Below are 19,151 nucleotides of genomic sequence, written 5' to 3' on the forward strand. Positions count from 1 at the left end.
CGCCGGGGAAATCGCCAGCGCCGGGGGCAAGCCGCCCGCCAATGAAACAACCCCTTGGGTGCCCGATGCACCAGGGTCGAACACAGTGACACGGGCAAAAAACTGTACCGACCAGAACTTTCCGTAGAATAAATCAGCGCCTTCAGACAGCGCTGGATGCCGGGCCGGGGATTGGTTAAATTACCGCGCCGGTTCCAGGGGGGGAGCGGGCCTGGAACCATCGGGGTGACACCATTGGCCGCTTTACCGCCAAACCGCTCGCTACGCCCATCGCGCTGGCCCAGACTGCGCGCGTTCTTCGGCAAGGCCTTCGCCCGGCCCGCCGCCAGCACCAGCCACGGCCGAGTGATTCACGAGTATTTCCGGCACAAGGCCCACGACCAGGGCTACACCCTGAGCCACAGCCAGCAGCGAGTGATCGACTACATGGCCCAGCAGGCCAACGCCCTGCTCCAGCCAGACGCCAAGCCAAACGCCGGCCGCAGCCTGTACCTGTATGGCGCGGTGGGACGGGGCAAGAGCTGGCTGCTGGACGGTTTCTTCCGCGCCATCCCGCTGGCGGAAAAACAGCGCCTGCACTTCCACGATTTCTTCGCCCAATTGCATCAGGGCATGTTCCGCCACCGCGAGCAGCCCGACGCCCTGCAGGCCACCCTCGACGAACTGCTCAACGACTGCCGCGTATTGTGCTTCGACGAGTTCCATGTCCACGACATCGGCGATGCGATGCTGATCACGCGGCTGTTCAAGGCCCTGTTCCAGCGCGGCATCCTGCTGCTGGTGACCTCCAACTACGCGCCCCAGGGCTTGCTGCCCAACCCGCTCTACCATGCGCGCTTCAAACCGGTGATCGACCTGATCGCCAGCCGCATGCAGGTGATGGAGGTCGGCGGCCCCCACGACTACCGCAGCCAGCCCCGCAGCCATTCGCAGCAGGTGTTCACCCAGGGCCGTTACCTGTGGCCCGGCAGCGAGCAGCAACGCCTGAGCCTGGGCCTGCCGCGGCGCAACGGCCCGACCTCGGCGCTGATGGTCGGCGCGCGTCAGCTCCAGGTACGGTTGTGCGAACAACACAGCGTGGGTTTTGCCTTCAGTGACCTGTGCGAACAACCGACCGCGGTCATGGACTACCTGGAGCTGAGCCGGCGTTTCGACCACTGGATCATCGACGAGCTGCCCGAGCTGGGCGAATGCCCGATTGCCGTGCAGCAACGCTTTATCAACCTGATCGACGTGCTGTACGACCAGGACAAGCACCTGACCCTGATCGGCGAACGCTCCCTGCGTGAAAGCCTGGGCGGTAACGCCATCGACCTGGCGCGCACCCGCAGCCGCCTGGGCCAGCTGCAGGAAATCAGCGCGGATACGCCGCCGGGCTGAACCGGCGGTCGCCACCCACCGCTCCACGCCGCTATCATGGCGGCCATTTCCAGGGCCATGCGCCCTCCTCCTGCCTGAGTGTCGAACCTGTTCATGGATACCCTTGCCCAACTGCGAGCCGGCCAATTGACCGGGCTCAAGCGTCTGGACCTGTCTTGCGGGCTGAGCGAATTCCCCCGGGAAATCTTCGACCTGGCGGACTCGCTGGAAGTCCTCAACCTCAGCGGCAATGCCCTGAGCAGCCTGCCGGACGACTTGCACCGCCTGACCCGCCTGCGGGTGCTGTTCTGCTCCGATAACCTCTTCACCGAGATGCCGGCCTGTGTCGGCCAGTGCGCACAACTGAGCATGGTCGGCTTCAAGGCCAACCGCATCGAGCGGGTGCCCGCCGCCGCCCTGCCGCCGCTATTGCGCTGGCTGATCCTCACCGACAACCGCATCGAGGAACTGCCGGACGAGCTGGGCCAGCGCCCGCACCTGCAAAAGCTGATGCTCTCCGGCAACCGCCTGACCCGGTTGCCCCAGAGCCTCGGCCAATGCCAGCAGTTGGAGCTGATCCGCATCGCCGCCAACCGGCTCAGCGCACTGCCGGCCTTCCTGCTTGGCCTGCCGCGCCTGACCTGGCTGGCCTATGCCGGCAACCCGCTGGAATCCGAGGCCGACGCCGCGGCGCTGGAATCGGTGGCACGCATTCCCTGGGCCGAGCTGGAAGTGCAGCAGCGCCTGGGCGAAGGCGCGTCCGGAGTGATTCACCAGGCGCGCTGGCAGCCCCCCGGGCAAGCGCCAAGCGAGGTGGCGGTCAAGCTGTACAAGGGCAGCATGACCAGCGACGGCTCGCCGCTGCATGAAATGAACGCCTGCATCAGCGCCGGCCGGCACCCGAACCTGATCCGGGTCGAAGGCCGGATCAGCGATCATCCCGAAGGGCAGAACGGCCTGGTGATGCAGTTGATCGAGCCGAGCTACCGCAACCTGGCGGCCTTGCCGAGCCTGGCCTCCTGCACCCGGGACATCTACGACGAGCGCACCCGCTTCAGCGCCGACGCGGCCTTGCGCATGGCCCGTGGCATCGCCTCGGTCGGCGCACACCTGCACCACCAGGGCATCACCCACGGCGACCTGTACGGCCATAACATTCTGTGGAACCCACAGGGCGAGTGCCTGCTGGGGGATTTTGGCGCGGCGTCCTTCCATGCGCTGGCCGACACCGAGGAAACCCGGGCCCTGCAACGCATCGAAGTGCGGGCCTTCGGCATTCTGCTGGAGGAGCTGCTGGCAAGGATCGAGTCGGGCCTGAGCCCGCGGCAGCATGAACGCCTGGCGGCGCTGGTCAACGACTGCTGTCAGCCGCAGGTGCTGGCGCGACCGGGATTTGCCGAAGTCGGGGACGTGTTGCGGGGGATTTGAAGAGCATCGCCAGCCAACTCGCTCCTGCTGGAGCTTGCCGGCTGGCGCAAGAATCGCTCAAGTAGCGCGATTCACCGGGCCGGGCTCAACCCGCCAGGCCGACGAACATGTCCTGCACGTCGTCATGGTTGTCCAGGCCTTCGAGGAAGGCTTCGACTTCCGCCATCTGCTCGTCGGACAGGCCGCTGACCGGGTTCTTCGGCTGGTAGCCGAGCTTGGCCGAGAGCACGGTGAAGCCTTGCTCGGGCAGGGCTTTCTGCACCGCGTCGAGGTCGGCAGGCTCGGTCAGGAACAGGGTCGCGCCCTCGTCCCCAGGCTCGAAATCCTGGGCCCCGGCTTCGATGGCCGCCAGCTCCGGATCGGCGTCCGGGCTGTCCGGCGCGGCTTCGATCATGCCGACATGGTTGAAGTCCCAGGACACCGAACCCGAAGCGCCCAGCTGGCCCTTGCGGAAGGCCACGCGGATCTCCGCCACGGTGCGGTTGATGTTGTCCGTCACGCATTCGACGATCAGCGGCACCTGGTGCGGCGCGAAACCTTCGTAGGTCACGCGGTGGTACTGCACGGTCTCGCCGAGCTGGCCCGAACCTTTCTTGATCGCACGCTCCAGGGTCTCGCGGGGCATCGAGGCCTTTTTCGCCTGCTCCACCACCAGACGCAGGTGTGCGTTGGTGGCGACGTCAGCGCCGTTGCGGGCAGCAATGGTGATCTCTTTGACCAGCTTGCCGAAGATCTTGCCCTTGGCGTTGGCTGCTGCTTCTTTGTGTTTAACCTTCCACTGTGCGCCCATTACTCACTCTCTTTGATCTGTGGCGTCGAGTTGGATGTGGCCGACGCGATGGGCAAGTTTATACGGCCTGAAGGCACCAATCGACCAAAAAGTCAGATCCGCGACCTGTAGCCGCGGTCGCAGGCTGCGACAAACTTCCCGGGGCCTCAAGAGCGCGTCCCGTTCCGGGCCGATCGCAGCCTGCGGCAGCGGCTACAGGTTCAGTGTCAGCCTGTGGGGGCCAGCCCCAGGAAGGCCTGGATCAAGCGCAAGTCCCGGCGCCGCTCCATACAGCCGAGCATGTGCCGGTTCAACAGCCCCTCGCCGATGATCGGCACCGCCCGCACCCGCGGGTCGGGGCTCAGTTCCAGCGACGACACCACGCCCACCCCCAGTTGCGCCGCCACCGCCTCGGTCACCGCCTCGCGGCTGTCCAGCTCCAGCAGCACCTTGGGGTTGACCCCAGCCTGGGCGCAGGCCTGGTCGAAGGTGCGGCGGGTAATCGAGCTGGGTTCACGCAGGACCATGATCACCTGGTCCAGCAGCTCCAGCCGCACGCCCTCGGGTTTGGCCAGCCATGGATGGCCTTGCGGCACCAGCGCGCAGATCCGCGACTCGCCAAGGCTTTGCAGATGCAGGCCCTTGCGCGGCTCGACCTCGGTCAGCACCGCCACATCGGCGTGCTCCGAAAGCAGCGCCGCCAGGGTTTCCTGGGCATTGCCCAGGCGCAGGTTGACGGTAATCCCCGGATAGCGCTCGCGCAGGCTGGCGAGCATCGGCATCACCAGGTGCGGGCCGTCCGCCGCCACTTCCAGGCGCCCGGTGAGCAGTTGCCGGTTGGCTTCGAGCATGGCCTGGGCCTCTTCGGCCAGGCCGAACATGGCGCGGGTGATCGCCGCCAGCCTGGTGCCCTCTTCCGTCAGTTCGACCCGGCGCGCGGTGCGGCGCAGCAGGGTGATCTGGTAGTGCTCCTCCAGCGCCTTGATATGCCCGGTGACCGCCGGCTGGCTGATGAACAGCCGCGCCGCGGCGCGGGTGAAGCTGCCTTCACGGGCCACGGCATCGAATGCGCGCAGTTGGAACAGGTTCATATCTATCGGCCTCACTTATGGCTGGCATAACGACAAACAATTTGATTGATAAAGAGCCAAACTGCAATTTAGGCCCCGTAGTTTTTATCCCAAGCGCATCCCATAACGCTTTTGCGAGGACACCTGAATTGAGTACTGCCGCGCCCATCCTGCTCACTCCCGGCCCCCTGACCACCTCGGCTCGCACCCGCCAGGCGATGCTGGTGGACTGGGGTTCCTGGGATGACCGTTTCAACCAACTGACCGCCAGCCTCTGCGAACAGCTGCTGGCCATCGTCAACGGCGCCGCCAGCCACCACTGCGTGCCCCTGCAAGGCAGCGGCACCTTCGCCGTGGAAGCCGCCATCGGCACCCTGGTGCCACGGGGCGGCAAGGTGCTGGTGCTGATCAACGGTGCCTACGGCAAGCGCCTGGCGAAGATCTGCGAAGTGCTGGGGCGCGACTTCAGCACCTTCGAAACCGCCGAGGACCAGCCGACCAGCGCCGCCGACGTCGATCGCCTACTGCGCGCCGATGCCACCATCAGCCATGTGGCGCTGATCCACTGCGAAACCAGCACCGGCATCCTCAACCCGCTGCCGGAGATCGCCCAGGTCGTGGCCGGGCATGGCAAGCGCCTGATCATCGACGCCATGAGTTCCTTCGGCGCGCTGCCGATCGATGCCAGGCACGTGCCGTTCGACGCGCTGATCGCCGCGTCCGGCAAATGCCTGGAAGGCGTCCCCGGCATGGGCTTCGTCTTCGCCCGCAAGGAAGCCCTGGCCGCGGCCGCCGGCAACTCGCACTCGCTGGCCATGGACCTGCACGACCAGCACGGCTACATGGTCAAGACCGGGCAATGGCGCTTCACCCCGCCGACCCATGTGGTCGCGGCGCTGCACGAAGCGCTGCTGCAATACCACGAAGAAGGCGGCCTGCCGGCGCGCCACCAGCGCTATGCCGCCAACTGCCAGGCGCTGCTCGACGGCATGGCGCGACTGGGCCTGCGCAGCTTTCTGCCGGCGGCGATCCAGGCACCGATCATCGTCACCTTCCACGCGCCGAAAGATCCGCGCTACCAGTTCAAAGAGTTCTACGAACGGGTCAAGGCCAAGGGTTTCATCCTCTATCCCGGCAAGCTGACCCAGGTCGAAACCTTCCGCGTCGGCTGCATCGGCCATGTCGACCCGGCCGGGATGCGCGCCGCGGTCCAGGCCATCGCCGACGTGCTGCGGGAAATGCAAGTGCTGGATATCTGACCCCGACACACAACCTGTAGGAGCGAGGCTTGCCCGCGATTGCGGGCACCGCGTTCCGTCAGGTCAACCTCATCATCGTTCATCGCGGGCAAGCCTCGCCCCCACACAGGTCTTCGACACATGAACTACAACACCCCCAACCAGCTGCAAGCCGCCATCCTCGACTGGGCCGGCACCGTGGTCGACTTCGGCTCCTTCGCGCCGACCCAGATCTTCGTCGAAGCCTTCGCCGAGTTCGATGTACAGGTCTCCATCGAAGAAGCCCGCGGCCCGATGGGCATGGGCAAATGGGACCATATCCGCACCCTGTGCGACCTGCCGCAGGTTGCCGAGCGTTATCGCCAGGTGTTCGGCCGCACCCCGATCGATGAGGATGTCACCGCCATCTACCAGCGCTTCATGCCGCTGCAGATCGAAAAGATCGCCGAACATTCGGCGCTGATTCCCGGCGCCCTGGAGACCATCGCCAACCTGCGCCAGCAAGGCATAAAGATAGGCTCCTGCTCCGGCTACCCGAAGCAGGTCATGGACAAGGTGGTGGAACTGGCCGCGACCCATGGCTACGTCGCCGACCATGTGGTGGCCACCGATGAAGTGCCGAACGGCCGCCCATGGCCGGCCCAGGCCCTGGCCAACGTGATCGCCCTGGGGATCGACGATGTCGCCGCCTGCGTGAAGATCGACGACACCGTGCCGGGCATTCTCGAAGGCCGTCGCGCCGGCATGTGGACCGTGGCCCTGATCTGCTCCGGCAACGCCCTGGGCCTGACCTACGAAGCCTATCGCGCCCTGGGCAGCGACACCCTGGCCAGCGAGCGCCAGCGCATCCACGCGTTATTCGAAGGTTCGCGCCCGCACTACATGATCGACACCATCAGCGACCTGCCGCAGGTGATCACCGACATCAACCAGCGCCTGGCCAGCGGCGAGATGCCGCAAAGCAGCTGATCGACCACTTGCCTCCCCAACGGCAGCCCCGATCCGCGGCTGCCGTTTTTTTCCGCTACCCGCTCAAACCGCGCATTTGCCCCGGGCAGAGCCTCGGAAACAGGATTACAGTTACAGCACTCCGTCGTTAAGAACGGAGACAACTGACCTGATGAACGAGGAAGGATCTATGCCCTGGAAGAACTCCGACAGCCGTTACAGTACGGTGTCGATTGCATTGCATTGGCTGATGCTGGTGTTGTTGATCGCGGTGTACGCCTGCATCGAACTGCGCGGCATTTTCCCCAAGGGCAGCGGTGGCCGGACGCTGATCAAGGAAGCGCATTTCATGCTCGGCCTGACCGTGTTCGTGCTGGTCTGGCTACGCCTGTTCGCCCGCAGCCTGGGGGTGGCGCCGAAGATCCTGCCAACCCCGCCGAGCTGGCAGACGGTCCTGGCCAAGCTGATGCACTGGGCCCTGTACCTGTTCATGATCGCCATGCCGATCCTCGGCTGGCTGATCACCAGCGCCGAAGGCCATCAGGTGATGTTCTACGGCATCGACCTGCCGCTGCTGGTGGCTGAAGACAAACAGTTCGCCAAGCAGGTCGAAGGCTGGCACGTGCTGCTGGGCACCGTCGGCTACTGGCTGATCGGGTTGCATGCGGTGGCCGGGCTTTATCACCACTACTTTATGCGCGACAACACCCTGCAACGCATGCTGCCCAAGCGCGGCTAAGGCTGCGCCGGCGCGGCGAACCCCCGGCGGCCCTGCAAGCCGCCGGTATGCACGAAGACCAGGCGGCTGCCGGCGGCAAACCGCCCGGCCTCGACCTGTTGCTTGAGGGCCAGCAAGGCCTTGCCGGTGTACAGCGGCTCCAGGGGGATGCCGCTGTGCCGTTCGCTCTCCTCGATAAACGCCAGCAGCAGCGGGTCGACCTTGGCGAAACCGCCACGACTGCCGTCGAGCAGTTCATAGCCCGCAGCCTGCAGCCCCGCCTCCCGCACAATCGCCACTACCTGTTGCGCGACACCATGATCGTCCGGCACCGCCAGGGCGCCATACACCGGGTGGGCACCGGCTTCCCCCAACACCAGTCCGGCCAGGGTGGTGCCGGTGCCAGCGGCCAGCCACCAGCCGTGATAGTCGTCCCAACCCAGGGCATCCAGCTGGCTGCGCAGCTGCTTCACCAGCGGCATGCAGCCGGTCGCCCCGAGCAAGCCACCGCCACCCTCCGCCACCGGGAACAGCCCGGGGTACTGCGCCTGCCAGGGTTGCCAGAACCCTGGCTCATGCCGCGCCCGGTAGCCGGCGTAACCGAGCCAGTGCAGTTGCATGCCAAAGCCTTGCAGGTCGAGCACGGTGGGCGTGTCCTGCGGATGGCCGCGCAGCAGCCCCACGGTGGCGAAACCAAAACGCTTGCCGGCGGCCGCCAGCGCATGCAGGTGATTGGAGTGCGCGCCGCCCAGGCTGATGATGCCCTCGGCGCCGGCTTGGCGAGCCGCCGCCAGATGCGGGGCGAGCTTGAACCACTTGTTGCCGGAGATCAGCGGGTCGATCTGGTCCAGGCGCAGGACCGCCACCTCGACCCCGGCCTCGGTCAGCCAGTCGAGGTCCAGGGGTTGCAAGGGTGCGCTGGGCAGCCAGTCGAAGGAAGCAGGAAACGCCATGGATGGGGAGGTTTGGAAGGAGTGAGGCGGGAGTCTATCAGCAAAACCGCGGAGTCCCTGATAGCGGGTCCTACGGCCCCGATCGCAGGCTTCGCCAGCGGCTACACCCCTACTTCGTAGCCGCTGCCGCAGGCTGCGATCGGCCGCGCAGCGGACGCAACAAGGCCACCGCGATCCGGAATCGCAGTGGCCATGATTACCGCTGGATCAGAGTTCAGCGGCCAGGCGCGAGCCCTGGTTGATCGCGCGCTTGGCGTCCAGCTCGGCGGCCACGTCGGCGCCACCGATCAGGTGCACGTTCTGCCCGGCGGCCACCAGGCCTTCGTGCAGTTCGCGCAGCGGGTCCTGGCCGGCGCAGATCACGATGTTGTCCACCGGCAAGACTTGCGGTTCGCCACTCTCACCGATGCGGATGTGCAGGCCGGCGTCGTCGATCTTCAGGTATTCGACGCTGTTGAGCATCTGCACCTGCTTGTTCTTCAGGCCGGTACGGTGGATCCAGCCGGTGGTCTTGCCCAGGCCGTCGCCGACCTTGGAGGTCTTGCGCTGCAACAGGAACACCTGGCGCGCCGGGGCATGACGCTCGGGCTTGATGCCGGCGACGCCACCACGGGCCTCCAGGTGCGTGTCGATGCCCCACTCCTTCCAGAACGCTTCACGGTCCTGGCTGGTGGCCACGCCCTGATGCACGAGGAATTCGGAGACGTCGAAGCCGATGCCGCCGGCCCCGATCACCGCCACTTTCTGGCCCACCGGCTTGCGCTGCAAGAGCACGTCCAGGTAGCTCAGGACCTTGGCGTTGTCGACGCCCGGGATCGCCGGCGTGCGCGGGGCAATACCAGTGGCCAGGATGATTTCGTCATAGCCGCCGGCCACCAGTTGCTCGACATCGACCCGGCGGTTCAGGCACAGCTCGACGTGGGTGGTCTGCAGTTTGCGCTTGAAGTAGCGCAGGGTTTCGAAGAACTCTTCCTTGCCCGGCACGCGCTTGGCGACATTGAACTGGCCGCCGATTTCGCTGGCCGAATCGAACAGCGTCACCTGATGGCCACGCTCGGCCGCCACAGTCGCGGCGGACAGCCCGGCAGGGCCGGCGCCGACCACGGCGATCTTCTTGATCTGCTGCACCGGCAAATAGTTGAGTTCGGTCTCGTGGCAGGCCCGCGGGTTGACCAGGCAGCTGGTGAGCTTGCCACCGAAGGTGTGGTCCAGGCAGGCCTGGTTGCAGCCGATGCAGGTATTGATTTCGTCGCCACGCCCCGCGGCCGCCTTGTTGACGAACTCCGGGTCGGCGAGGAACGGCCGCGCCATGGAAACCATGTCGGCGTCGCCTTCGGCAAGGATCTGCTCGGCCACTTCCGGGGTGTTGATGCGGTTGGTGGTGATCAGCGGGATCGATACCGAACCGCGCAGCTTGGCCGTGACCTTGCTGAAGGCGGCACGCGGCACCTTGGTGGCGATGGTCGGGATCCGCGCTTCGTGCCAGCCGATCCCGGTGTTGATGAGGGTCGCGCCGGCCTGCTCGATGGCCTGGGCCAGTTGCACGATTTCTTCCCAGGTACTGCCGCCTTCCACCAGGTCGAGCATCGACAGGCGGAAGATGATGATGAAGTTCGGGCCTACCGCTTCGCGCACGCGGCGGACGATTTCCACCGGCAGGCGCATGCGGTTTTCGTAGCTGCCGCCCCAGCGGTCGGTCCGGTGGTTGGTGTGCGCGGCGAGGAACTGGTTAATGAAGTAGCCCTCGGAACCCATGATCTCGACGCCGTCGTACTCGGCCTGCTGCGCCAGGCTGGAGCAGGTGACGAAGTCGCGGATCTGTTTCTCGATGCCTTCTTCGTCCAGCTCCTTGGGCTTGAACGGGTTGATCGGCGCCTGGATCGCGCTCGGTGCCACCTGTTTCGGGCTGTAGGCATAACGCCCGGCGTGGAGGATCTGCATGCAGATCTTGCCGCCCGCCTCGTGGACCGCACGGGTGACGACGCGGTGCTTGAGCGCTTCTTCTTCGGTGGTCAGCTTGGCCGCGCCGGAGTACACGCCGCCTTCGTCATTGGGGCCGATGCCGCCGGTGACCATCAGGCCGACGCCGCCGCGGGCGCGCTCGGCGAAGTAGGCGGCCATGCGCTCGAAGCCACCGGGCTTTTCTTCCAGGCCGGTGTGCATCGAGCCCATCAGGGTACGGTTGCGCAGGGTGGTAAAGCCCAGGTCCAGCGGGGCCAGCAAATGCGGGTAGTGAGCGGCGGCCATCGGTAACTCCACATCGAACGATCACGGAAAAAATGCGGAAGCTCTGCGGCCTCCGTCGGTCATGTTCGACAGACTAAGAGCAGCCCCCAAGGCGCTCAATGACCGTAACTGACAACTTATTGATCCAAATGCGCAGCCCGGCCTTGGCAATCGCGGACATGGGCCCTACCCTAGTCAGTGAATCCCGCACACGGCTGCCGACTGTCTTCCCATGCGCAAACTTCTTTATTTCACCTTCACCCTGGCCCTGATTGCCGCCATCACCAGCTACGCCCTGTGGACCCGTGAGCGGCCGATCGGTCACTACCTGTCCGACCTGCGCATCCAGCTCGCGGTGGACCAGGGCACTCCGGCCGATCACGGCAATCTGCTGGGCATCCAGCCCGAGCTGTTCCCCACCGATTACCAGAGCCCCGAGCGCCTGCACCGCAAGCTTGCGGCCTACCTGCAGCAGGCCCGGGACCAGGGGCTGCTGAATGAAAAGACCGTGGTGGTGCTGCCGGAGCACATCGGCACCTGGCTGATGGTCAGCGGCGAGAAAAACGAGCTGTACCAGGCCGCCAGCCTGAAAGAGGCGATGAACTGGCTGGCGGTGAGCAACCCACTGCCCTTCCTGCGCGCGCTGATCACTGCCAAGGGTGACAATCGCCTGGACGACGCGCACCTGCGGATGAAGGCCAGGAGCATGGCCGATCAATACCAGCGGCTGTTCGGTGGCCTGGCCAAGGAATTTGGCATCACCCTGGTGGCCGGCTCCATTGTCCTGCCCGAGCCGGTGATCGAAGGCAGCAACCTGCGCATCGGCAGCGGCGCGCTGTACAACACCACCCTGGTCTTCGGCAGCGACGGCCTGCCGATCGGCCAGCCGCAACGCCAGCTGTACCCGACCTTCGACGAGCGCGGTTTTATCCAGGCCAGCACCGACCAGGCTGTCCAGGTGGTCGACACCCCGGCCGGCCGCCTGGGGGTGCTGATCGGCAGCGACAGCTGGTACCCGGACAACTACCGCAAGCTCAACGCCCAGGGCGCGCAACTGGTGGCGGTCCCGGCCTTCGTCATGGGCCGTGGCGCCTGGGACCGGCCGTGGCGTGGCTACAAGAACCTCTCGACCCCGAGCGAGGTCAGCCTCAAGCCGGAAGAAGTCAGCGAAGGCGAAGCCTGGCGCCGCCTGACCCTGACCAGCCGCGCGCCCAGCAGCCTGGCCAGCGCCGGCGTCAGCGTGTTTCTGCGCGGCCAGTTCTGGGATCAGGGCAGCGCCGGACAAAGCTTCATCAACAGCAACGGCGAGCACTTCGCCGATGGCGATGCCCGTGGCGCGCGCTTGCTGAATATCTGGTTGTAAATCCATGAAGCCCCAGCCGATGCGCCTCGGAGACCTGTCGGTGGGCTTCGTCCATAGCCTGGCCGACGCGGTGCGCAGCCATGGCCTCGACCCGCAGCCGCTGCTGGAACAATACGGACTGGATACCGCACGCCTGGCCGAGGCCGGGGCGCGGCTGTCGATTCCCCGTTACATGCGCCTGGGCCACGCGGCGATTCAACTGACCGGCGATCCGGCGCTGGGGCTGCGCATGGGCCAGCTCAGCCGTCTGAGCCAGGCCGGGCTGGCGGGCGTCACCGCCGCCCAGGCGCCGACCGTACGTGAAGCCGCACGCTGCCTGACCCGCTTCGAGGCCCTGTATGGCTCGAACTATCGCGGCCAGTCGAGCTTCCACGAAGACGCCGACGGCGCCTGGCTGCGCTTCTACTCCATCAGCCCCTATAACGCTTACAACCGCTTTGTGGTGGACTCGATCCTGGCCGGCTGGCTCCAGCAACTGGGCAGCCTCGGTTTACCGGTCAAGGCCGAACGCATCGAGATCGAGTTTGCCCAGACCGATTACCGCGAACGCTACACCAGCCTGGGGGATTGCCCGATCCAGTTCGGCGCCGAGCACAATCAGCTGCGCCTGAGCCAGGCCACCCTGGCCCAGCGCAATGTCGAGCACTGCCCCAGTACCTGGCGCCATCTGCTGCAACTCTGTGAACGGGAACTGGAGCAACTGACCCGTACCCGCAGCCTGCGTGAACGCATCACTCAGTTGCTGGGGCCTTTGCTCAATGGTGGCCGGGAACCCGACCTGGAAGAAGTGGCGGCACGCCTGAAGCTGCCAACCTGGACCTTGCGCCGCAAACTGGCCGAGGAAGGCACGCAGTTTCGCGCCATTCTCAACGACACCCGTCGCGACCTGGCCATGACCTACATTCGCGATACCGAACTGGCCTTCGGGGAAATTGCCTATCTGTTGGGGTTTGCCTCAGCCGAGGCGTTTCAACGCGCCTTCAAGCGCTGGAGCGGCCAGACACCGGGGGAGTTTCGTCGCAGCCACCGGCAGTCCGCCTAAAAAAAACGCCACCGGCGTTACAGCTCGGTGGCGTCTTCTGCGGGTTCCAGCGGGTCCAGTTCGAAAGCCTGGAATTCCAGCAGTTCTTCTTGGTAATCGTCCATGGCGGACTCCTTGTGTGTGGGGTGTAGGTAATCTGCTCGCTGAGTAGTCTTCTTACTGACCTTGGCCACCAGCATAAAGTGCCGGTGTGACAGAAAAAATACCGCGCGCAATCTGCGTCCCTTAAATGGAACGTAGCAGCTGGCAACGGATTTACCGTGGGCTGGCAAAGAAATTTTCAGAGAGGCTCGGCAACCGCGGGATCGACACCTGGGTCGATCTCGCAGCTATCTGCAGATGCTTACTGTGGCAGCGCCGGAATCGGCTCTGTCGGGGCCGGCAAGGTGCTGGCGGGAGGCGGGGTAACGATCTCGGTGGGCGGCGTCGGCTCGGCAGGTGCGCCCGGCGCAATGGGCGCCGCTTCCGCCGGTGGTGCCAGCGGTTGCGAGAGGTTCGATTCGGCTGGCACAACCGGAGGGGTGGCCGGGGCCGGCTCGACGGCCGGTACGACAGGCGCCGGTTGTGGCATCACTGGCGCCGGGGCCGGCGCTGCGGCAGGCTCGGCGGGCTTGGGTTCAGGCACGCCCAGATCGGTCTTGGGTTTCTCGATGATGTGCGCGGCCTTTTTCGCTTCCTGCGGCAGGAACAGCTCCACCAGAGCGAAATAACGCTCGTAGAACTTCGCCGAGGAAACCGTCTCGCTGGCGACCTTGACCATCGAGTCGTCGGTCGAGCCGATCGGCATCGATACCGAGCCCAGCACACCCACCCCCAGGCTTGCCGAGTTGTTGACCTTCTTCAGGGCATAACGGTCTTGCAGGGCGTTGGCGAACACCGTGGAACGGTGGCCGCTGTTGCCATCCTGGGCGCACACCACGCTGAAGCTGATCTCCATGTGGGTTTCGCCGGTCTGCTGGAAGCTCTTGTGACCACTGACCAGCTTCGGATCACTGCTGGTGATGATGTAGCCCTGGCTGAGCAAGGCGCGACGGGCGGCCTCGCAGGACGCCGTCTCATTCACCGGGTAATTGCGCGAAAAAGTGCCGGAGTCATCGAAGTTTTCATGCTCGTAAATGGCGGTCTTCTGCGACGAACAACCGGCGACGGCCGCCAGCAGCAGCGTCAACCCGGCAGCACGCAGGTGAAATGATCTATGCATCGAAAATCCTGAGGAAAACGGTCCGGGGCGTATTGTGCAACAGTTCGAGGCCCCAGGGCGCGCGGATTAGTGTCTTAAAAATTAATACAAGGTTACTGACCACGGTTTGCCGGAAAAAGTCGCGCGCACAGATGATCGATGAACACCCGCAGCTTGGCGGCGGTGTGCCGGCTCGCAGGCCAGAGCAGCCAGAAGGTGCCGCTGTGTTCCAGATGCTCATCGAGCACCTGCTGCAACTCGCCCCGTGCAACCGCCTCACGCACCATGAAATCGGGCAGGCAGGCGATCCCCAGCCCACTGCGCACGGCGTGGTCCACCGCTTCGATAGAGGTACTGACAAAACGCGTCGGCAACAGCGGCTCCGGGGCATCGACCGCTCGTCGCAGCGGCCAATGCTCGAATTTGCCGGTGTTATGGAAGGTATGCCGCAAGCACCCGTGGTTAGCCAGGTCCGCGGGGGCCTGCGGAACGCCCCGCTCGCGAAAGTACCCAGGCGTGCCCACCAGCACCAGGCGGAACTGGCCCAGCGACCGGGCCACCAGCCGCGAGTCGCCGGGGCTGCCGGTCCGTATCACGGCATCGAAGCCCTCCTCCACGACATCCACTATGCGGTCCGTCAGCTCGATATCCAGTTCGATCTGCGGATAACGCTGCATGAACTCCACCAATACCGGCATCACCAGGCCGTGAACCTGCGGCAGGCTGACTCGCAACTTGCCCCGCGGGGCATTGGAGGACTTGCACAGATCGAATTCGGCCGCCTCGGCCTCGGCGACAATTCTGCGGCAGCGCTCGAGAAAACTCGCGCCTTCGGCGGTCAGGGTGATGCTGCGGGTACTGCGATGGAACAGCCGGGTCTCCAGGCGCTCCTCGAGCCGCGCGATGCTCTTGCCGACAGCCGACGAGGATACCCCCAACAATCGCCCCGCCTCGGTGAAACTGCGGGTTTTCGCCACATGCAGGAAGACCGAGATATTGCTCAACCAGTCCATCGCCGACCTCACCATTACGGACACAGATGTCCGATAAGTTCGGAACCTTAGCCTATTTTTCTCTTTACCACAGCGCCCTACCCTCAGCCTCCGTACTTCCTGAAACCTGTAGCGAGCCTGACACCATGACCAAACCTCTTGGCACCGCCGACCTGCTGGACATCGAGTCCAGGCGTTGCGACCGACTTCCACTGGGTGGCCTGCTGGCGCTGGCGACCGCCGGCTTCATCACCATTCTTACCGAGGCCATGCCCGCGGGCCTGCTGCCGCAGATGAGCCAGGACCTGGCGGTGTCCCCGGCGCTGGTCGGCCAACTGGTCACCCTGTACGCCATTGGCTCACTGCTGGCGGCGATCCCGTTGGTGATCCTTACCCAAGGCTGGCGCCGCCGCCCTTTGCTGATGATCGCAATCGGCGGTTTTGCCCTGGTCAACAGTGTCACCGCGATCTCCACCAACTACAGCCTGACCCTGGTCGCCCGCTTGTTCGCCGGGGTATTTGCCGGGCTGCTCTGGGCCCTGCTGGCCGGCTACGCAAGCCGCATGGTCGCGCCGCACCTGCAGGGGCGGGCCATCGCCGTGGCCATGCTTGGCGCACCACTGGCACTGTCCCTGGGGATCCCTGCGGGCACACTGCTCGGCACGCTGGTGGGCTGGCGGGTGAGCTTTGCCCTGATGACTCTGCTGACGCTGTTGTTGCTCGGCTGGGTGCGCTGGCAGGTGCCGGACTTTCCCGGCCAGCGCGCCGACAAACGCTTGCCGCTCACGGGCGTGTTCGCTTTGCCCGGGGTCAAGCCGGTGTTGTTCGTGACCTTCGCTTATGTCCTGGGCCACAACATCCTGTACACCTATATCGCACCGTTTCTGGAGCCGGCCGGCATCGGCGGGCAAATTGACCGGGTACTGCTGACGTTCGGCCTGAGCGCACTGCTGAGCATCTGGATCGTCGGCCTGCTGATCGATCGCTGGTTGCGTCAACTGGTACTGGTCAGTTGCGTCCTGTTCGCTCTTTCGGCGCTGCTGCTGGCGTTCCAGGCCGATACGCCGATGGCGGTCTATGCCTCGATAGCCCTCTGGGGATTGTCGTTCGGAGGCCTGGCCACGTTGCTGCAAACCGCGCTGGCCAAGGCTGCCGGGAGCGCTGCCGATGCCGCGCAGTCGATGCTGGTGACCGCCTGGAACCTGGCGATCGCCGGGGGCGGGCTGGTGGGTGGCGTGCTGCTGGAAGGCCCGGGCGTATTGTCGTTTCCCTGGGTGATCATCGGCCTGTTGCTGGCTTGCCTGCTGGTGGCCGTGAACGCCCGACGCCATGGGTTTCCCGCCATACGCTGAAAACAAAAACCCCGGCGCGTTGGCCGGGGTCCCTGTTTGTTACTTCAGTCGGGCATCAGAAGCGCTTGATGTCAGCCTGGTTTTCCAACTGCTTGCGGTACGCGGCGAAGTCTTGCTGACCCACACGCGACGCGAGGAAGCGACGGTACTGAGCCTTCTCTTCATCGGTTGGAGCAGCGGCTTCGTTCACACCACTCAGTTGCAAGACCACCAGGCTGCCGTTCGGCAGCGTCACGCTGCTGAAGGTCGGCTTGTCCTTGGCCGCTGGCTTGGCCATGCGGAACAGGGTCTGCAGCACGATCGGCTCGACGCCTTCCTGGCCACGGGTCACCGCTTCGGAAACCTTCCAGCTCTGACCGTCGACAGGCGCCTTCAGCGCAGTCTTGCCTTCACGCAGGCTGGCGATCAAGGCAACGGCCTTGGCCTTGGCGGCAGCACTGGCGTGCTCCTTGGCCAATTGCGCGCGGATGCTGCTGGCGACGCTTTCCAACGGCAGCTGCTCTGGCTTGCGGTGCTCTTTGGCGCGCAGGACCACTACGGTTTCCGGGTCCAGCTCGATAGCGGTGCTGTTGGCACCCTCATCCAGCACTTCAGGGCTGAAAGCAGCCTGAATCACGGCGCGGTTGGCGGCGATGCCCTCGCCCCCTTCACGCCCGAACGGTGCGGAAGTGTGTACGGTCAGTTTCAGCTCTTGAGCCGGCTGGGCCAGATCCGAGGCTTCGAACGAGGAGTCTTCCAGCTGCTTGGTCGCCTCGACAAAACGTTGCTCGACCTGCTGGGTTTTCAGCTCGCGGGTCAGCTTGTCTTTCAGGCTGGCGAAACTTGGCACTTCAGGTGCCTCGACGCCCAGCAGCTTGATCAGGTGGAAACCGAAACCGGTGCGTACCGGTGCCGATACCTGGTCCTTGTTCAAGGCGTACAGCGCTTCCTCGAAGGCCGGGTCATAGACGCCAGGGCCGGCATAACCGAGGTCACCACCGTTGTTCGCCGAACCCGGATCCTGGGAGAACTCCTTGGCCAGCGCCTCGAAGCTTTCGCCCTTGGCCAGACGCGCCTGGATCTCTTCGATCTTGGCCTTGGCCTGCGCTTCGTTCACCTTGTCGTTCACTTCGATCAGGATGTGCGCGGCACGACGCTGCTCGGACAGGTTGGCGGTTTCTTTCTGATACAACGCCTGCAGCTCTTCGTCCTTGACGCTGACCTGATCGAAGAAGGAAGCCTTCTTCAACTCCAGATAGTCGATAACCACCTGGTCCGGCGACATGAATTCCTTGGCGTGTTCGTCGTAGTAAGCCTTGACCTCATCGTCGGTCAGCTTGACTGCCGCGGGGTCGGCCTTGATGGTCAGGGAAGCGTAATCGCGGGTCTGCTTTTCCAGACGAGCGAATGCCAGCACCTGGGCATCGGTCACGAAACCGCTGCCAGCCAGACCGGCGCGTACCTGGCCGATCAGCATTTCCTGAGCCAGCATCTGACGGAACTGCATCCGGCTATAACCCAGCTGACGGATCACCTGGTCGAAACGCTCAGGGCTGAACTTGCCGTCCACCAGGAATTCCGGCGTTTGCAGGATCACCTGATCCAGAGCGGCGTCAGAGAAAGCGAACTTGGAGTTTTCCGCGCCTTGCAGCAGCAGCTTGCGGTCGATCAGACCTTTGAGAGCGGCTTCACGCAGCAGCTTCTCGTCGAGCAAGGAAGCGTCGAAATCCTTGCCCAGTTGTTGCATGAGCTGGCGGCGTTGCATATCAACCGCCTGGCTCAGCTCATTCTGGGTGATTTCTTCGCCATTGACCTTGGCCGCGTCCTGACTGGTGGAAGTGGCTTGAAAAATGGCATCGAAACCGGTCAGCGCCATCAGTGCGACGATGACCCCGATAATGGTCTTGGCAATCCAGCCTTGTGAATTGTCCCTGATATTCTGCAGCATGCGTCCCCCAGAAACGGTTGTACTTCAAATTAAGCAACCGTGGAGCGTGGGTAGAGTCCGGATAGAAGAAAGGCGCATCCGAGGATGCGCCTTTCTCGTAACTGGCGGAGCGGACAGGGGTTCGAACCTTCGATCCCCGATGTGACAAACCGGATTTCTAACCGGCTGCCCTACCGCTCCGCTGCCAGGTCGGGAAAGACCCCGACCCGGGTAGGCAAAGGCTTGAAGGAAGCTTAGTTAACGGCTTCTTTCAGTGCTTTACCGGCTTTGAAACCTGGTTTTTTGGCTGCAGCGATTTCCAGCGTCTTACCGGTCTGTGGGTTACGACCAATGCGAGCAGGACGATCGGTAACAGAGAAAGTACCGAAACCAACCAGTACAACGGAGTCGCCAGCCTTAAGAGCGCCAGTGACGGATTCGATTACTGCATCCAGCGCACGGCCAGCAGCAGCTTTCGGGATATCAGCAGATGCAGCGATAGCATCAATCAGTTCCGACTTGTTCACTCTAAGTCCCCTTATATATCTATTTGAGTATGATTCTAAGTTTTTTGGTGAAAGCAAAAACCAGTGCTGAATGGCCTACA

At 64.3% G+C, this 19,151-nt stretch carries 17 protein-coding genes; 8 read left to right on the top strand and 9 right to left on the bottom strand.

What is annotated here, in order from left to right; all coding sequences use genetic code 11:
• Nucleotides 1-234 precede the first annotated feature (234 nt).
• Both zapE and CXQ81_RS21610 read left to right on the top strand, forming a co-directional pair.
• The gene (gene zapE / locus CXQ81_RS21605; RefSeq protein WP_101338506.1) at nt 235-1,380 is read left to right on the top strand and encodes a cell division protein ZapE; all 1,146 of its coding nucleotides are present in this window, start codon (nt 235-237) and stop codon (nt 1,378-1,380) included.
• Between the two features lie 93 nt (nt 1,381-1,473).
• Entirely contained in the window at nt 1,474-2,787 is a 1,314-nt protein-coding gene (locus CXQ81_RS21610; RefSeq protein ID WP_101338507.1) for a leucine-rich repeat-containing protein kinase family protein, read from the top strand.
• Between the two features lie 85 nt (nt 2,788-2,872).
• Here the strand turns inward: CXQ81_RS21610 and CXQ81_RS21615 are convergent, their stop codons facing one another.
• Together CXQ81_RS21615 and CXQ81_RS21620 are read right to left on the bottom strand one after the other, a co-directional pair.
• Nucleotides 2,873-3,577 carry a YebC/PmpR family DNA-binding transcriptional regulator gene (locus CXQ81_RS21615; RefSeq protein ID WP_007927175.1) on the bottom strand — a complete coding sequence of 235 codons (705 nt, stop codon included), beginning with the start codon at nt 3,575-3,577 and terminating at the stop codon, nt 2,873-2,875.
• A 206-nt stretch (nt 3,578-3,783) separates the two neighbouring features.
• Complete coding sequence (locus tag CXQ81_RS21620; RefSeq protein ID WP_101338508.1) at nt 3,784-4,647, bottom strand: LysR substrate-binding domain-containing protein; 864 nt, start codon at nt 4,645-4,647, stop codon at nt 3,784-3,786.
• A 128-nt stretch (nt 4,648-4,775) separates the two neighbouring features.
• Here CXQ81_RS21620 and CXQ81_RS21625 point away from each other — a divergent pair, with 128 nt between their 5' ends.
• From CXQ81_RS21625 to CXQ81_RS21635, 3 genes are all read left to right on the top strand, one after another.
• Entirely contained in the window at nt 4,776-5,885 is a 1,110-nt protein-coding gene (locus CXQ81_RS21625) for a 2-aminoethylphosphonate--pyruvate transaminase (protein ID WP_101338509.1), read from the top strand.
• Between the two features lie 120 nt (nt 5,886-6,005).
• Nucleotides 6,006-6,833: a phosphonoacetaldehyde hydrolase gene (gene phnX / locus CXQ81_RS21630; protein ID WP_101338510.1), complete on the top strand. Its 828-nt coding sequence runs from the start codon at nt 6,006-6,008 to the stop codon at nt 6,831-6,833.
• A gap of 169 nt (nt 6,834-7,002) precedes the next feature.
• On the top strand, nt 7,003-7,551 hold the full coding sequence (locus CXQ81_RS21635) for a cytochrome b (RefSeq protein WP_007927183.1): 549 nt from the start codon (nt 7,003-7,005) through the stop codon (nt 7,549-7,551).
• On the opposite strand, the gene CXQ81_RS21640 is transcribed toward CXQ81_RS21635, so the two are convergent.
• Nucleotides 7,548-8,483: a 1-aminocyclopropane-1-carboxylate deaminase/D-cysteine desulfhydrase gene (locus tag CXQ81_RS21640; RefSeq protein WP_101338511.1), complete on the bottom strand. Its 936-nt coding sequence runs from the start codon at nt 8,481-8,483 to the stop codon at nt 7,548-7,550. The genes CXQ81_RS21635 and CXQ81_RS21640 overlap by 4 nt on opposite strands.
• 207 nt (nt 8,484-8,690) lie before the next feature.
• Complete coding sequence (locus CXQ81_RS21645) at nt 8,691-10,730, bottom strand: NADPH-dependent 2,4-dienoyl-CoA reductase (protein WP_087091661.1); 2,040 nt, start codon at nt 10,728-10,730, stop codon at nt 8,691-8,693.
• 211 nt (nt 10,731-10,941) lie between these two features.
• Between CXQ81_RS21645 and CXQ81_RS21650 the strand changes: the two genes are divergently transcribed.
• Together CXQ81_RS21650 and CXQ81_RS21655 are read left to right on the top strand one after the other, a co-directional pair.
• On the top strand, nt 10,942-12,072 hold the full coding sequence (locus CXQ81_RS21650) for a carbon-nitrogen hydrolase family protein (protein ID WP_007927192.1): 1,131 nt from the start codon (nt 10,942-10,944) through the stop codon (nt 12,070-12,072).
• A 4-nt stretch (nt 12,073-12,076) separates the two neighbouring features.
• Nucleotides 12,077-13,114, top strand: a complete 1,038-nt coding sequence (locus CXQ81_RS21655) for an AraC family transcriptional regulator (protein WP_007927193.1) — start codon at nt 12,077-12,079, stop codon at nt 13,112-13,114.
• 17 nt (nt 13,115-13,131) lie between these two features.
• Here CXQ81_RS21655 and CXQ81_RS31105 read toward each other — a convergent pair whose 3' ends face one another.
• From CXQ81_RS31105 to CXQ81_RS21665, 3 genes are all read right to left on the bottom strand, one after another.
• On the bottom strand, nt 13,132-13,329 hold the full coding sequence (locus tag CXQ81_RS31105) for a hypothetical protein (protein WP_146021805.1): 198 nt from the start codon (nt 13,327-13,329) through the stop codon (nt 13,132-13,134).
• 128 nt (nt 13,330-13,457) lie between these two features.
• Nucleotides 13,458-14,315, bottom strand: coding sequence for a DUF2242 domain-containing protein (locus CXQ81_RS21660; protein ID WP_101338512.1), 858 nt, complete (start codon nt 14,313-14,315; stop codon nt 13,458-13,460).
• Nucleotides 14,316-14,407: 92 nt separating this feature from the next.
• Nucleotides 14,408-15,307, bottom strand: a complete 900-nt coding sequence (locus CXQ81_RS21665; RefSeq protein WP_053261889.1) for a LysR family transcriptional regulator — start codon at nt 15,305-15,307, stop codon at nt 14,408-14,410.
• Between the two features lie 125 nt (nt 15,308-15,432).
• Here CXQ81_RS21665 and CXQ81_RS21670 point away from each other — a divergent pair, with 125 nt between their 5' ends.
• Nucleotides 15,433-16,638, top strand: a complete 1,206-nt coding sequence (locus CXQ81_RS21670) for an MFS transporter (protein ID WP_101338513.1) — start codon at nt 15,433-15,435, stop codon at nt 16,636-16,638.
• 55 nt (nt 16,639-16,693) lie between these two features.
• Here the strand turns inward: CXQ81_RS21670 and CXQ81_RS21675 are convergent, their stop codons facing one another.
• Together CXQ81_RS21675 and CXQ81_RS21685 are read right to left on the bottom strand one after the other, a co-directional pair.
• Complete coding sequence (locus tag CXQ81_RS21675; RefSeq protein WP_101338514.1) at nt 16,694-18,565, bottom strand: SurA N-terminal domain-containing protein; 1,872 nt, start codon at nt 18,563-18,565, stop codon at nt 16,694-16,696.
• A gap of 233 nt (nt 18,566-18,798) precedes the next feature.
• The gene (locus CXQ81_RS21685) at nt 18,799-19,128 is read right to left on the bottom strand and encodes an HU family DNA-binding protein (RefSeq protein ID WP_020296819.1); all 330 of its coding nucleotides are present in this window, start codon (nt 19,126-19,128) and stop codon (nt 18,799-18,801) included.
• Nucleotides 19,129-19,151 lie beyond the last annotated feature (23 nt).

Source organism: Pseudomonas sp. 09C 129 (genome assembly GCF_002843625.1).
GTDB lineage: Bacteria > Pseudomonadota > Gammaproteobacteria > Pseudomonadales > Pseudomonadaceae > Aquipseudomonas > Aquipseudomonas chlororaphis.

Bases quoted from the DNA above. Each gene is read 5' to 3' on its own strand.
- CXQ81_RS21655 (WP_007927193.1), top strand. From the start codon at position 12,077: ATGAAGCCCCAGCCGATGCGCCTCGGAGACCTGTCGGTGGGCTTCGTC.
- CXQ81_RS21645 (WP_087091661.1), bottom strand. From the start codon at position 10,730: ATGGCCGCCGCTCACTACCCGCATTTGCTGGCCCCGCTGGACCTGGGC.
- CXQ81_RS21640 (WP_101338511.1), bottom strand. From the start codon at position 8,483: ATGGCGTTTCCTGCTTCCTTCGACTGGCTGCCCAGCGCACCCTTGCAA.
- CXQ81_RS21650 (WP_007927192.1), top strand. From the start codon at position 10,942: ATGCGCAAACTTCTTTATTTCACCTTCACCCTGGCCCTGATTGCCGCC.
- CXQ81_RS21610 (WP_101338507.1), top strand. From the start codon at position 1,474: ATGGATACCCTTGCCCAACTGCGAGCCGGCCAATTGACCGGGCTCAAG.
- CXQ81_RS21635 (WP_007927183.1), top strand. From the start codon at position 7,003: ATGCCCTGGAAGAACTCCGACAGCCGTTACAGTACGGTGTCGATTGCA.
- CXQ81_RS21615 (WP_007927175.1), bottom strand. From the start codon at position 3,577: ATGGGCGCACAGTGGAAGGTTAAACACAAAGAAGCAGCAGCCAACGCC.
- CXQ81_RS21675 (WP_101338514.1), bottom strand. From the start codon at position 18,565: ATGCTGCAGAATATCAGGGACAATTCACAAGGCTGGATTGCCAAGACC.
- CXQ81_RS21660 (WP_101338512.1), bottom strand. From the start codon at position 14,315: ATGCATAGATCATTTCACCTGCGTGCTGCCGGGTTGACGCTGCTGCTG.
- CXQ81_RS21665 (WP_053261889.1), bottom strand. From the start codon at position 15,307: ATGGACTGGTTGAGCAATATCTCGGTCTTCCTGCATGTGGCGAAAACC.
- CXQ81_RS21620 (WP_101338508.1), bottom strand. From the start codon at position 4,647: ATGAACCTGTTCCAACTGCGCGCATTCGATGCCGTGGCCCGTGAAGGC.
- CXQ81_RS21670 (WP_101338513.1), top strand. From the start codon at position 15,433: ATGACCAAACCTCTTGGCACCGCCGACCTGCTGGACATCGAGTCCAGG.
- phnX (WP_101338510.1), top strand. From the start codon at position 6,006: ATGAACTACAACACCCCCAACCAGCTGCAAGCCGCCATCCTCGACTGG.